The sequence below is a fragment of the Thalassospira sp. TSL5-1 genome (genome assembly GCF_001907695.1).
Taxonomy (GTDB): Bacteria; Pseudomonadota; Alphaproteobacteria; order Rhodospirillales; family Thalassospiraceae; genus Thalassospira.
This window is the reverse complement of the sequence record NZ_KV880637.1, coordinates 57,315-70,504: the sequence shown is the minus strand read 5'-3', so window position 1 is coordinate 70,504 and position 13,190 is coordinate 57,315. Positions and strand designations below refer to the sequence as shown.

General features: G+C 54.9%; 15 protein-coding genes. 6 read left to right on the top strand and 9 right to left on the bottom strand.

Features of this window, described 5'->3' with window-relative positions; all coding sequences use genetic code 11:
* Nucleotides 1-13 precede the first annotated feature (13 nt).
* The 5 genes from LF95_RS00340 to dctP are packed head-to-tail and all read right to left on the bottom strand — an operon-like array spanning nt 14 to nt 4,223.
* Entirely contained in the window at nt 14-1,003 is a 990-nt protein-coding gene (locus LF95_RS00340; protein WP_073953167.1) for an alpha/beta hydrolase, read from the bottom strand.
* Entirely contained in the window at nt 1,000-1,353 is a 354-nt protein-coding gene (locus LF95_RS00335; RefSeq protein ID WP_143181900.1) for a hypothetical protein, read from the bottom strand. Before LF95_RS00335 ends, LF95_RS00340 begins: the two co-directional genes overlap by 4 nt.
* 16 nt (nt 1,354-1,369) lie before the next feature.
* Nucleotides 1,370-2,650, bottom strand: a complete 1,281-nt coding sequence (locus LF95_RS00330) for a TRAP transporter large permease (protein WP_083607430.1) — start codon at nt 2,648-2,650, stop codon at nt 1,370-1,372.
* A gap of 14 nt (nt 2,651-2,664) precedes the next feature.
* On the bottom strand, nt 2,665-3,177 hold the full coding sequence (locus LF95_RS00325) for a TRAP transporter small permease (protein WP_073953165.1): 513 nt from the start codon (nt 3,175-3,177) through the stop codon (nt 2,665-2,667).
* A 32-nt stretch (nt 3,178-3,209) separates the two neighbouring features.
* Complete coding sequence (gene dctP / locus LF95_RS00320; RefSeq protein ID WP_073953164.1) at nt 3,210-4,223, bottom strand: TRAP transporter substrate-binding protein DctP; 1,014 nt, start codon at nt 4,221-4,223, stop codon at nt 3,210-3,212.
* Between the two features lie 132 nt (nt 4,224-4,355).
* Here dctP and LF95_RS00315 point away from each other — a divergent pair, with 132 nt between their 5' ends.
* Nucleotides 4,356-5,294: a LysR family transcriptional regulator gene (locus tag LF95_RS00315; RefSeq protein WP_073953163.1), complete on the top strand. Its 939-nt coding sequence runs from the start codon at nt 4,356-4,358 to the stop codon at nt 5,292-5,294.
* A 41-nt stretch (nt 5,295-5,335) separates the two neighbouring features.
* Here LF95_RS00315 and LF95_RS00310 read toward each other — a convergent pair whose 3' ends face one another.
* The gene (locus LF95_RS00310; RefSeq protein ID WP_073953162.1) at nt 5,336-6,568 is read right to left on the bottom strand and encodes a glycosyl hydrolase family 8; all 1,233 of its coding nucleotides are present in this window, start codon (nt 6,566-6,568) and stop codon (nt 5,336-5,338) included.
* Between the two features lie 150 nt (nt 6,569-6,718).
* On the opposite strand from LF95_RS00310, the gene LF95_RS00305 reads away from it, so the two are divergent.
* Both LF95_RS00305 and LF95_RS00300 read left to right on the top strand, forming a co-directional pair.
* A complete protein-coding gene (locus LF95_RS00305; RefSeq protein ID WP_073953161.1) occupies nt 6,719-7,165 on the top strand; it encodes a methylglyoxal synthase in 447 nt (148 codons plus the stop codon).
* A 68-nt stretch (nt 7,166-7,233) separates the two neighbouring features.
* Nucleotides 7,234-8,160, top strand: a complete 927-nt coding sequence (locus LF95_RS00300) for an AEC family transporter (RefSeq protein WP_073953160.1) — start codon at nt 7,234-7,236, stop codon at nt 8,158-8,160.
* On the opposite strand, the gene LF95_RS00295 is transcribed toward LF95_RS00300, so the two are convergent.
* Nucleotides 8,086-8,877, bottom strand: a complete 792-nt coding sequence (locus LF95_RS00295; RefSeq protein ID WP_073953159.1) for an RluA family pseudouridine synthase — start codon at nt 8,875-8,877, stop codon at nt 8,086-8,088. The two genes, LF95_RS00300 and LF95_RS00295, sit on opposite strands and share 75 nt — an antisense overlap.
* A 276-nt stretch (nt 8,878-9,153) precedes the next feature.
* On the opposite strand from LF95_RS00295, the gene LF95_RS00290 reads away from it, so the two are divergent.
* Genes LF95_RS00290 through LF95_RS00280 form a run of 3 tightly spaced genes read left to right on the top strand, consistent with a single transcriptional unit; the run spans nt 9,154 to nt 11,218 of the window.
* Entirely contained in the window at nt 9,154-9,996 is an 843-nt protein-coding gene (locus LF95_RS00290; protein ID WP_252509606.1) for a DUF6134 family protein, read from the top strand.
* Nucleotides 9,993-10,769, top strand: a complete 777-nt coding sequence (locus tag LF95_RS00285; protein ID WP_073953158.1) for an SDR family NAD(P)-dependent oxidoreductase — start codon at nt 9,993-9,995, stop codon at nt 10,767-10,769. The genes LF95_RS00290 and LF95_RS00285 overlap by 4 nt, the downstream gene beginning before the upstream one ends.
* On the top strand, nt 10,766-11,218 hold the full coding sequence (locus LF95_RS00280) for a nuclear transport factor 2 family protein (RefSeq protein WP_073953157.1): 453 nt from the start codon (nt 10,766-10,768) through the stop codon (nt 11,216-11,218). The genes LF95_RS00285 and LF95_RS00280 overlap by 4 nt, the downstream gene beginning before the upstream one ends.
* On the opposite strand, the gene LF95_RS00275 is transcribed toward LF95_RS00280, so the two are convergent.
* On the bottom strand, nt 11,184-11,738 hold the full coding sequence (locus LF95_RS00275) for a DUF3833 domain-containing protein (protein WP_073953156.1): 555 nt from the start codon (nt 11,736-11,738) through the stop codon (nt 11,184-11,186). The genes LF95_RS00280 and LF95_RS00275 overlap by 35 nt on opposite strands.
* A 30-nt stretch (nt 11,739-11,768) precedes the next feature.
* Nucleotides 11,769-13,190, bottom strand: coding sequence for an MFS transporter (locus tag LF95_RS00270; protein WP_073953155.1), 1,422 nt, complete (start codon nt 13,188-13,190; stop codon nt 11,769-11,771).

The window sequence follows — 13,190 nt, the reverse complement described above, 5'->3', positions numbered from 1 at the left end:
ACGGGTGCAAAAGTTATGTTGCCGAACCAGGATTTTGCGCCATCCAGTCCGTAACCAGGGCTGCGATATCGGCACTGTTATCGTCCATCATGGGCACATGGCTATTGCCACGAATGCCCATCGCGGGCAAATCCATCTCGCGGGTCTGTTTACCGGCTGCGGCCAGCACCTCACGATACTGGTCGGTGGCGGCGCGGTATTTTTTCCACGACGGCACGTCTTCAATAAAATCGCCCCAGATAAACAAATGTGGAATGTCGCCCATGCAGGCGACATCCTCGGAGGCCAAACGCGGCGCACCGGCAGGTTCAATCACCACAACCGACCGCACGAGATGCGGCACCCGGCGCACCATATTGAGGGCAAACCATCCCCCCTGGCTATGCGCCACTAAATGCACCGGCCCAACCTTCTCCAGCAACGCCTGATAGGCATCAAGCGTCATGTCATCATGGGTGGTCCAGCGCGGAACAAGCTGGGCCGCCAGTGCATCAAAGGCCGAAACCGGAAAACGCTGCCCCTGATAAGGCTCGCGCGCCGCATAAGAAGAACGCGCCCCCACCCGATACATGCTCCAGGCTTCTTCCTTGGTACGGAAAACCGGCCCGGTATCATAAATCTGCGGAAAAGGAGACCACGATGCCCGGCCACGTTCGACCGCATCCGTCACGATCACATCATAGCCCGCCTGCAAAAACAGCCACTGCCAACCAGGGCGGCCATCCGGTGTGGTTTCCCAAGTCACACCCGTCATGGCCCCGCCATGCCAAAACATCACCGGTTCAGCATGTCGTGGTGCGGCCAGTTTAACATGGTTGGCATAAAGCTGACCGGTCACATAAGAACCGTTCAGGTCAACTTCGCGCGCCATACCTTCCCCGGCAACCCGCATCATCAGGCGGGGCTGGTTGCTAAGTTCAACGGTATCGCCCCCAATATGAAAGCTGGCGATTTCCGAAATGGTCACATTCTGCTGGGCAATTTTGGACAAGGGCACATTCATAATCCTGCCTCCACACCAATATCCGAGGCCCCAATATTTTGCGGGTCCAGCGCAATCAGGCGAACACGCACCGAGGTGGCAAATTTCTGTGCCAGATAATGGGCAATCGCATCGGCACAAGCCTTGCGAATTTCCATCGACCGGCTTTCAGATGCCCGATGTTCGAGCTTTGCCAGCAGCGCACATCCCCGCACCACCCCCAGTGCCGGAACAAACATGATCTGTTCGGTACCGGCACGCGGGGCCAGATGTTCCCGGATAATTCCCAACAAATGGTCGGCAACGTCATCTGCCACCAAAGTCAACGGTTCGACCAGCGCAGGGCTGACCGTCAGGGTTAAAATAGGCATATCGCGAATTTTCCAGTTAACGACCATAGGCCAGTTCAGGCAGCCAAAGGCTGACTTGCGGCACAAAAGTCACAATCATAAGCAGCAACATCAGGATCAGGACAAAAGGCAGCGTTCCGCGAATGACGGTCGCCATCCGTTCACCTGAAATGTTCTTGAGAATGAAAAGGTTAAGGCCAACCGGCGGGGTCAGAAGGGCCAGTTCCATATTCAGAACCACGACCAGACCGAAATGCACCGGGTCAATACCGAGATGGCTGATAATCGGCAGGACCAGCGGCACAAAAATCAGGATGACCGAAATCACCTCGAGGAACATGCCCAACACAAACATGATCAGGTTCGCCAAAAGCAGGAACTGCCAGTCATTCAGCCCCCATTCCGTCACCATTGCCGCAATCGACCGGGTGACACCGGCACTGGTCAGCCAATGACCAAATGCAAGCGCGGACAGAATAATCACGATAATCACCGCTGTCTGACGAATCCCTTCGGACAGCACATCGGGAATGTCGCGCAACGGAACTTCGCGATAAATGAACACACTTACGATAATGGCGGCAAAGGCGGCCACACCCGCAGCCTCGGAGACAGTCACAAAACCCGTATAAATACCGCCCAGAACCACCAGTGGAATAAACAGGGCCGGTATCGCCTCGCGGCAACAAGTAAGCATTTCGGCAAAAGACATGCGGTCTTCAAGCGGCAATTTGTTTTTGCGCGAATACCAAATGATATAGGCGACAAACAGCGCACCCTGCAGCAAACCGGGGATCACGCCGGCCAAAAACAGGCGCGGCACCGATGCCTCGGCAATCAGACCATAGATCAAAAGCGGCAGGCTTGGTGGAATCAAAATGCCCAGCGTGCCCGCAGCCCCCACCGTCCCGACCGAAAAGCTGGCCGGATAGTTTCTGCTGGCCATCGTCGGAATAAGGGCGGTGCCCATTGCCATTGCCGTTGCCACCGATGATCCGCAAATGGCGGCAAAAAACGTCGTGGCAATCACACAAACAATCGCCAAACCACCCCGGTTACGCCCGGCAATGGTCCCGGCAAAATTGATCAGGGCACGGGTGATCCCACCGCGTTCCATAAAGGTTGCGGCAATCACGAATAACGGCACCGCCACCAGGGTTTGCGAATTCATTTCATTGGCAAATTGCTGTGCCAGCGAAATAAGGGGTACGCCATCTACCAGCCAGCCAATGACCGCCAGGCAGCCCAGCACAAGATAAATCGGTACCCCGGCCAGCAGCATGATGAAAAACAGCGCCAGCATTAACCAGATAATCATGGGAATTTTGTCCGTTAATCAGCGCTTACAGAAGACGCGCGGCTTTCGGTCAGACGTTTGATGAGCAGCATCACATAACGCAGCATCGAAAACCCGTAACCAAACGGCACTGCAAGATAGAAAATCCACATCGGGAAACGCAGCGAACTGTCGCTGATTTCGCCAAATCGCAGGCCGAATTGCACCATTTGAATACCGGCCACAAAAATGACCGCACAAAAACCGGCCCCGACCAGCAATACAACGATTTCCAGTATTTTGCGCATGCGGCGCGAAAACTGGTCCACCACCAGATCGGCGCGAACGTGGTTGTCCTGTGCCACCAGCGACGGCAGACTGAGCATCGTGGCCCAGCCCACCAGATAGACGGTTACTTCCGCCCCCCAATCGGGCAAATATGCGGGGGCCAGATATCGCAATACCGTCTCTCCCACGATCAGGATAATCGCCAGAACGGCCATTATCCCGATCAGGAATTTTTCAGCACATCCAAGAACGCTCGAAACCCGGCTAACGAAATTTACCATAGTCACGTTCTTCTCCGTCACCGGTTCAATGGTTACTGTGCTGCGGCAATGGCGTCGGAAACGCGCGCGATGAAATCCTTGTCCATGTCAAGCTCATCAACGATTTCCGGCTGGGCCTTCATTAATTTTACCCGCATCACTGCCAGGTCTTCGGGCTTGGCATCGATGGTTTCAATGCCGTGCTCCGCATTGATCTTGCGGGCATCAATCTGAGCATCCGCCGCAACGGTACGCACCTGGTCAACCATGTTTTCCCAGGTATCGCGCATCAGATTTTGCAAATCTTCCGGCAACCTGGACCATGCTGCCTGGCTGATGATCGGCACATATTCAATAAAGGCCTGCTTGTCTTCATAGGCATATTTAATGCCGGCATCCCAAAGTTTCGAGCTGGCAACCGATTCCTGGGTTGCCCAGATGGCCGAAACGACATCGGTCTGCAGTGCCTGGGGCACATCAGACCACGCGATCTGAACCGGGTTGGCCCCAAACACCCGATACCGCGCCAGTGTCGCCGCACCACCCGGAACACGCACAACCTTATCCTTAAAATCATCGGGCGATTTAATCGGAACATCCGTGGTAAAGGCGGTGCCATAACCCAGGTCAAACGGGCGACCCAGCACAACCACACCCAGCTTGTCTTCGATACGCTGGTTCAGTTCCTTGCCAATATCGCCATCGACAATTTTGTAAATCACGTCTTTGCTTTGCCCGTAAAACATCGGCAGCAGCAACATGCCTGCTTCGGGAACATATTTGGAAAGATGCTGATGGGCCGGGGCTGCCATATCAATCGCGCCCTGGGCAACTGCGGTTGCCACCATCGGCCCCTTGTATTTCGAGGCAGAATCAAAAACCCGCATTTCAAGCCGCCCGCCCGACTTTTCGTTCAGGGCTTCGGCGAATTTGCGAAACGAGCGATTACGCACATGATTGGGTGACGTATCGAGCGATACATCAATGGTGTAATCTGCAGCATGCGCCTGCGGCAACAATGTCGCCCCAATCAACGCAACGGCGGTCAATAAAGCTGAAATTTTCATGGTTATGTTCCCTCCTGACGTGGCTATTGTTGTTCTAAGCCATCGGGACGCTAGCACCTCAGCCATTAAGAGAGTAATATATTATTTCAAACGTCCTATACATAAAATATATACCTTAACAGCAGAAGACCGATGAAGCACGCCCAGCATCTTTTGAACCTGCCCCGATTGGCCGCTTTTGTCGCGATTTGCGAAGAAGGCAGCCTGAGCAAGGCTTCACATCGCCTGGGCATCGCCCAGCCAGCCCTAAGCACTATGATCAAAAAAATCGAAGATGACCTTGGTGTGCAAATTCTCACCCGGCATGCCCGTGGGTCTGTGCCAACACCTGCAGGCCGGGTTCTGCTAAAAAGTGCTTATGAAATGCTGGGTATTGCCGAAGCAACCCTGGATGAAATCGGCACGGTCAATGACGATCCAGAAGGGGAAGTCGCCATCGGTTTACCAGCCGCAACCTCGATGGTGCTGGCTGTTCCGCTGATCAAACACCTGCGTAAATCCCTGCCCAAAGTATCGCTGCGGGTGGTTGAAACCTTTTCCGGCTATTTATGGAGCTGGCTTCAGGACGGAAACATTGACGTTGCGGTCACATTTGACCGGGTCTCGATCCCCGAAATTGTCTGTCAGCCCCTATGCCGGGAGGATCTGTTTCTGATCGGCAATTCCAAACTGCTTATAAACGCGCCTGATACAATCACCCCCGACAATCTTTACAAATTCCCCCTGATCCTGCCATCGCGTATTCACGGTATTCGTGGCAAGGCAGAGGCCTTTGCCGCATCAGGCAAGGGCCTGGACATTCGCATGGAGATCGATGCCAGCACGCATTTAGTTAAGCTGATTGCCGCTGGCGAAGGGTTTGGACTTTTGGCAAAATGCGCGGTTACTGACGAACTGGCACAAAATACAGTTCGCGCCATACCGCTTGCGCCCTGCCTGTCGCGTCAGGTTTCGCTGGGGATTCGCCGCATCAAAATGCAAAATCCCATTGTTGCCCGTGTGGTCGAAGAAATGAAACTTGTCAGCGCCGATTTGATCCGTTCGGGCACCTGGCCAACCAGCCAGACCTAACCTTTCTTCGTTCCGCCATCATACCAGCCCACCTTTAAGGCTTAATCCACGGCCCCCGATGGCGACCAGAAATTCCCCGACAAAACCAGCAGGCACAATAACGTGACCGTATCTTCGTAATAGTCCATATGCCGGTCGCGAATATTGGCATACATGTCGTTCAGCCAGTCCTGCCCGTCAGGGGCTGGCAGCAGCATGGAGGCCACTGCCATCGGCGCAACAAACAGGGTGCTGTTTTCAGTTTCATAGGGCAACGGCAGGCCGCTTAACAAATAGCCCGACTGAATTTTGCCCGGGTCCCCCTTTGCCCGCGTGCGCATCCACGCCGCCATACGCCGGGCGATTTTTGCCGCCTGTTCGTCATTTTCCAGCAGGGCGTCACTTGCCATGCGCCAGGGCACGCGGGCAGCATTAAAATAATAGGCCCCGTCATAATAGCCCTCGAGATATTTGGGGGGTGCAGCATGAACCAGGCCATCGGGTTCAACAATGGCAAAATCGGGCAACTGGCCGGTACGCGGCGACACCTCGTTTTGCAGGGCACTGGCAACATCCAGAACCCGTTTGCGTACTTTCATCCAAAGAGGATTCCCCGTTGCCCGGCCAAAGGCAGCGAAATGACCCGGCATAAAATCGGACGGGCGTGTGCCCCATTGGTCATATTCCTCGCCCGTCGGGTCCACCCAGTCGCCAAGCAACGGCAGCAAGCTGTCCGGACCAATCGTGCTTTCTGCAATGCCCGCAATCACATCGTGGGCCCCTTGCAAATAGGCCGGGTCTTGCCACTGATCGGCGGCCAGTAACAGGGCAAAGGCAATATCGGCATCGCCATCAAAGGCACTGTCATTGCCTTTGGCATCGGGCGGAATTTGCCAGCCCATCAGCCGGACATCACCATCGCTGGGCCAGTGACGGGCAAATCGCCACATCCCGTCAAACAGGTCTTTGGCGTCCGGGGTGACATCAGGGTCTGCACCAGCCATCACCGCCATGATGATCATGCCATATCCCTGCCCTTCGGACACGGTCCGCTCTGGCTGATCATGACCAAATGTTACCCGATATTGGACGTTATCGCCGGTTGTCCCGGCAATCTTGCGCACATAATCGGCCTTCCATTGGCGGTAAAAGGCCAGTACATCGGCATCGCGCTCCGCCGCACTCCAGCGCGATGGCAACAGCGCCCCTTGCACATAGGCCTGATGCTGGGGAAAGGGCCGCATCGCGGTTTCATTGGCCTGTGCGGCAACCGCGAGGGTGAGCCCCGAAACCATCCACGCCCCGGTTATAACGATACTCCTTGCAAATCGAGTGATAAAACCAGCCGTCATTTTAAGCCTCAATCTGCAATGCCGCGTGACCATTTGCCGCATTATATGCTTAATAAGGATACGTGTATCGATCTTTAAAGCGGGAGCTTTGCCATGACCCTATCCATCGGACTTGTTGCCCATGACCGTCGCAAACGCGAAATGGCAGAGTGGCTGGAAACCCACAAACACCAGTTTGCCGAAGCCCGGATTTTTGCCACCGGCACCACCGGGCGCGTGCTTTTGGAACGTTTCCCCAATTTGAATATCGTACCGTTAAAAAGCGGGCCTTTTGGCGGGGACCAGCAACTGGGGTCCATGATTGCACATGGTGAATTGCAGGCGATGTTTTTCTTTACCGACCCGATGACGCCCCAACCCCACGATGTGGATGTGCGCGCCCTGATCCGGCTGGCAAACATGTATGAAGTGCCGATTGCGTGTAACCGCAGCACTGCCGACCTTCTGATCAGCAATCCGAAATTCGAGGAAATCTGCGAGCAATATCGCGGCCATTCCCCCGAACAGGCCTTTGCCGATTACACCAATCGCAAACTTTAGGTCATCGGGCAAACACGCCCGATCCCCGTCACGGCCCCACCTGACAAAACCCAACCAATAGGCGCCCCATGTCCTTTGCCTATACCCTGATCGCCGCCATCTTTCCGATTTTTGCCACCATCATTATCGGTGCGGTTTTGAAAAAATACCTGATCCAAAGTGGCGAGGTCTGGGCGGGCATCGACCGGCTGACCTATTACCTGCTGTTACCGGCCCTGCTGATGATTGGCATTTACCATGCTGATTTCAGCACCGGCCATGCCGGCAAAGCCGTGATGATCACGATGGCGGCCACCCTGGGCCTGGCAGCGGTCCTGCTGGTGTTTCGCCGCGTCATCACGCCCAACACACCGCTTTTTACCTCCATCTTTCAGGGGTCAGTGCGCTATAACAGCTATGTGCTGCTGGCCGTGGCCGAGGCCCTTTTTGGCAGTGACGGGCTGGCACTGGCGATTGTGTTTATCGCCGTTATGGTGATTACCACCAATATTCTGGCCGTTGTGGTGCTGAATGCGCTCAATGGCCGGGGTGGTAATTTCAAACGTATTGCCATTGGCCTTGCCAAAAACCCCATCATTCTGGCCGCCGGGGCCGGGGCGATTATGAATGTCACCCATATCCACATCCCCCTGCCGATTGAAAACACCGCTTCCCTGCTGAAAACCGCTGCCCTGCCGCTCAGCCTGCTTTCGGTCGGGGCGGGTCTTAAATTTATTCTCGACCGGCGTTCGCTTGGTGCGATTGCCTTTAGCAATGTCATCAAGCTGGCGTTTTTGCCGCTTGCCACCGGCATTGCCCTGCACCTTGCCGGGATTGACGGCATGGTGCTGGCAATGGGGGTTTTGTATGCGGGCATGCCCTGCGCCGGCAATGCCTATATCCTCGCCCGCCAGCTTGGCGGGGATGCCGATGTAATGGCGTCAATCGTCACTGTCGAAACTTTGCTCTCGGCTGTCAGTATCTCCGTCCTCGCTGCCATATTGACGGTCAATTGAGCTGCGGTGCGGGGTAAATTCACCCTCATAGCCACAAGCCACCAGCGCATCGCGCATTAATTCGGGCGGCGGGGCATCGGCAATCACCGGCTCGCGGTCGGCATGGTACGGCACGACCAGATGGCGCGATAACAAATGCAATGTCGGCGGGGCACCAAATACCGGCGCTTCGCCCGTGCCATAAAACGGATCACCCAGTACCGGAAACCCAATATGGTCCAGATGCACACGCAACTGGTGGGTGCGCCCGGTATGGGGGACGAGTTCCAGCCAGGTTTTGCCCGGTGCGCGGCCCAATACCCGGTATTCGGTACGCGATTCCTGACCGCTATCATCGACCGTCATGCGCCAGCCGCTTTCGTCATTCAGCTTGGCAATCGGCGCATCGATAAAGCCGTGATCATCGGGCATCTCGCCGCGCACCACCGCCCAATAGGCCTTTTCGATTTTCTTTTCGGTAAACAGCCGCGTAATCCGCTTGGATGACTTGGCATGGCGGCACAACAGCAGGCAGCCCGCCGTATCACGGTCCAGGCGGTGTGCCAGTGTCGGGATCGAGGCAATGCCAAAAGTCATATCGGGCAAATAGGCATCGACATGAAAATAGGTTTTCGGCCCGCCATGCGATGCCAGCCCCGGCGGCTTGTTGATAATGATCATATTGGAATCGCGGTGCAAAATGCAGGCGATCAGGTCTTGCGCGATGGGATGGGTCATAAAACTGCTTTCCGCCCGGCGGTGACGGCCAAATCACAAAACAGATCCTGGCTGTTCTGATCTGGCACCAAGGAATTTGCGTAGGGAATATATGGATTAAAGCGCAGAGTCATTAACAGGTTCGTCATCGCGCCCCTTAAATCGGCAAAAATGCGCCCGTGTGTTCCCCCTTTCATTCAGGATCAGGGTAGCGACAAAACGATGAAAAATGCAACCGGACACGATTTGAAAAAAGATGCTCTGGCAGATAAACCCCTTATGACAAAGATGATAAAAATGACAGGTTATGGTTTTGGTCACCGGCATTCGTCCCTTCCCTTGCGCAACACACCCATAAAGGCGGGGTTCGCCCATCTCATGCCGGTTTCGGCACTGATGGCCCTTTTGCTGGCTGTGTGCTTAACTGACATAGCCCATGCCGCATCACCTTCCAGCAAGGATAAAGACACCGCCGCTGCCATCTTGCCTGATGCCAATTGCAGCAACCCGGACCCGATCAAACTTTATGGCGGCGCGGACTGGACCTTTCAAATCCGCCGCGAAGGATCGCCGGTCGGCACCCATCATGTATCCTTTCATCAGGGGCGTGACGGTTTGCAGGTGATTTCCGAAAGCGACATCAGGGTCAGTTTTTTAGGGTTTAGCGCCTATCAGTTTGTCTATCGCTCCGAAGCCCTGTGGCAAAAGGACGAACTGACAAAACTGGCGGTTACGGTGGATGACGATGGCGATAAAACCGCCATTTCGGCACAAAAAGATACAACAACCGGCAAACTTGTCGTCAAAGGCCCGAATGGTACCCATCCGCTGCCGGAAGATATATTCCCCACCAATCACTGGCATTGCGGTATTTTGTCCCATTCGACGGTGTTAAACACCCTGACAGGCAATGAAAACGACGTAAAAATCACCAATCTTGGGACAGAGAAAATTGTGGCAGGCAATGGCGGGGCCGCCACCATCACGGCAACCCATATCCGCTATGAGGGCGAACTTAATACCGATGCCTGGTATGATGCCCGGGGGCGCTGGGTTGGTCTGTCCTTCAAGGCGCGTGACGGGTCCAAAATCATCTACCGCTGCCTGACCTGCACCAAAACCGACAGGAGCCCGCAATGAGCACCAACAAATCCTGGAAAATCATCTGGATCATCGGGGCCTCCAGCGGGATCGGCGCGGCCCTGGTGCAAAAGTTCATTCAAGAAACCACCGACACCGATACGGCAAAGATTATCATTTCCGCCCGCTCGGTCGATAGTTTACGGGAAATTGCTGCAGGCAGCCCGCGCGTCACAAGCATCCCCTACGATGTCACCGACCCCAAAGCCGTTGACGATGCCTTGGCACAGATCGAGGCCGAGCATGGCCTGCCCGACCTGGTGGTTTATTGCGCAGGATTTTACAAACCCATGCCGGTGGCTGAATTTTCGCGCGACACCATCGCCAAACATATTGCCGTCAACTATCAGGGCGCGGTGAATTGCCTGGAACCGCTTCTGGACAAAATGTGCAAACGCGGATCCGGCGAAATTGCCATTACCGCCTCGGTCGCGGGGTATCGTGGCCTGCCCAAGGCCGGGGCCTATGGCCCGACCAAGGCCGCCTTAATCAATTTGTGTGAAACCCTGCGCGAGGAATTAAGCGGCACCGGGGTTGTCATGCGGGTGATTAACCCGGGTTTTGTCAAAACCCGGCTGACCGAACAAAACGATTTTGAAATGCCCTATTTGCAAACCCCGGAACAGGCCGCGGACTTCATTTATACCGGTTTGCGCAAGAATGACGATTTTGAAATCGCCTTTCCCCCGCCCTTTGTCCGGCAGCTTAAAATCGGGCGGATTTTGCCCTATCGCTGGTATTTCAAAATGATTGAACGGGTGATGCAAAAATGAATACCACCCATAACACAGATGAAACACGCCAGCAGACGCTGGATCGCTATGCCGGGATTTATGCCAAGCTTAGCCCTGATACCCTGAAAGATTTAAAAAAAGTCACCACCCGCGACATCTGCTTTACCGACCCGTTTACCACCATCACCGGGCAGGATGCGCTGTGTGACTATATGGGGAAAATGTTTGAAGGTGCCAAGGGCGCCAAATTTGCCATCACCCATTCAATGGTATGTAAGGACATGGGATTTTTGCGCTGGCATTTTTCGGCCAAAGTCGCCGTCATCGGCCTGTGGGAATTTACCGGCATGTCCGAGGTAACATTTAACGCGGATGGCACCTTGATTGCCACCCACAAGGACCATTGGGATTCCGGCACGGAATTTTATGCCAAAATTCCGGTACTCCGCTGGTTTATTCGGCAGCTTGCGAAAAAAGTGGCGCATTAGGCTTAGCAAAAAACAGCGAGACCTCGCCAATTTCCAGGCCCCATTTGCGCACCCGCGCCCGATTGACCAAGACACCATTGGGCTGCAAAAACATCCAGTCATCAAAGCTGACCCGCCAGGTGCCATCACCAACCTTCAGGTCCATTTCGTAATTCCAATTCAGCGCATTGCCATATTGTTCGCCCAGCGCAACGCCCACAATATCGCCAAATGTACCTTCATAGGTATGGTCGCCGGTTTTGTGAATTTTCCAGATGCGCTGTTCGGTCTCGCCATCGTCATAGACAAAATCTTCGGTCAGGGCCAGGACCCCGTCATTGACTTCGCCATGAATATCCACGGTAAACTGGCGGCGCAGCTTGCCAAATCGGTCCTCAAAGATGCCCCAGGCACGGCTATGGCCCTGAAAATAGGCATAGACATCAAAAACGGGTTCTTTGTGGGCAAAATCCTGGGGCTTCATTGCCGAACATCCACCGACGAATATAACAAACAGAAAAAGCAGCCCTGTCCGCAGCATGTTGATATTCCTTTGTTTCAATCGCAAAGATCACGACATGCGACGGTCAAGACGCCGACGCAGGGCCAGTTGATGACGCCGCCCCAGGGGGAAACGCCACATCATCGCAACAGCCATAATTTTCAGTACGACGGGGACAACGGCATAGATCACCACCAAAACACCCACAGCCCATTCATTTGCTGTGCTGGCCCCGCTTTGCTCTGTCACGCCAATGGTGGTTAACCCCACCGCCCCCAACACCGGAAACGCAAAACCCGCAGCCAGCGCCAGGGCCAGCTTGTTGGTCATATTCCACAAGGCAAACAAAAGGCCGGTGCGGGATTTACCGAAGCGGTACTGGTCCCAGTCATCCACATCGGCCTGAATGGCAGGTGGCAAAGCCAGATCAGCGCCAAGGGCAGCACCCGTGACCGCACAAATCACGGCAAAACCAATAAAATCACCCTGCCCCAAAAAAGGAACAAAGACAAAGGCGACAATGGCCGCAATCATCGCCCAGCACCAAATGACGGGCCTGCCAAACCGCCCGCCCAGCATCACCCAAACCGGCATGGCGATAACAGCGAGCGCAAAATAAAGCAGGATCAAAATATTCTGATCCGCCGAATTGAGTCCCAAGCCATAACGGATGAACAACGGAAAACACACCGCAGGCAAACCGTTGGCCAGCCCGTTAATCATCCAGGCACATAACAGCCGCACAAACAGCCGGTTTTTCCACAAACCGGCGATACCTGCACGGAGTTGACCAACCTTTGAAAGGGATTTTTCAGCCTTTTGATCACCCTGACGGGTGCCGGCTGCAAGGGCCGATTTCAGGCCACCGTCCTGCACACCCTTTTTGTTGCGCAACATATCGGGCACAAACAGCGCCAAAATCAAAACGCCAAGCGCCCCGACAACAAGGGTGACATTCCCAAGCAGGGATGTTTGCGCCAATGGCGCGTTAATACCCGCCACAACCGGCACCGCGCCCGCCAGCAAAATGCCCACCAGCCCGGTGCCTTCGCGCAGGGCGGAAATATTGCCGCGCTGGTCATAATCGCCCGAAAGTTCGGCCCCCCAGGCAAGATAAGGCACCTGAAACATCGTCCAGCCGATAAACAGCAAACTGGCCCAGCCAAACAGATAAAACCCCGACGGGGCCGATGGCGGATTAAACAAAAACCAGATACCAATGCCCGCCAGCACCGCCCCGGCAATGACCCAGGGTTTGCGTGTTTGCGTATGATCGGACAAATACCCCACCAGCGGGTCGGTAAACATGTCGATCAGGCGGATGACAAAAAACAAAATCCCCGTCAGCGTTAACCCCAGCCCCAGCGTATCGCCATACAGGCTGGGCAGCAGGATATAGGCCGGAATCGTCGGTATCGCCGCCGCCAGCGCCGGCGTGGCGTAACAAAGTGCCGTTAAACGGTTGGGGTTGGTATTAGGCGTGCCTGCCAT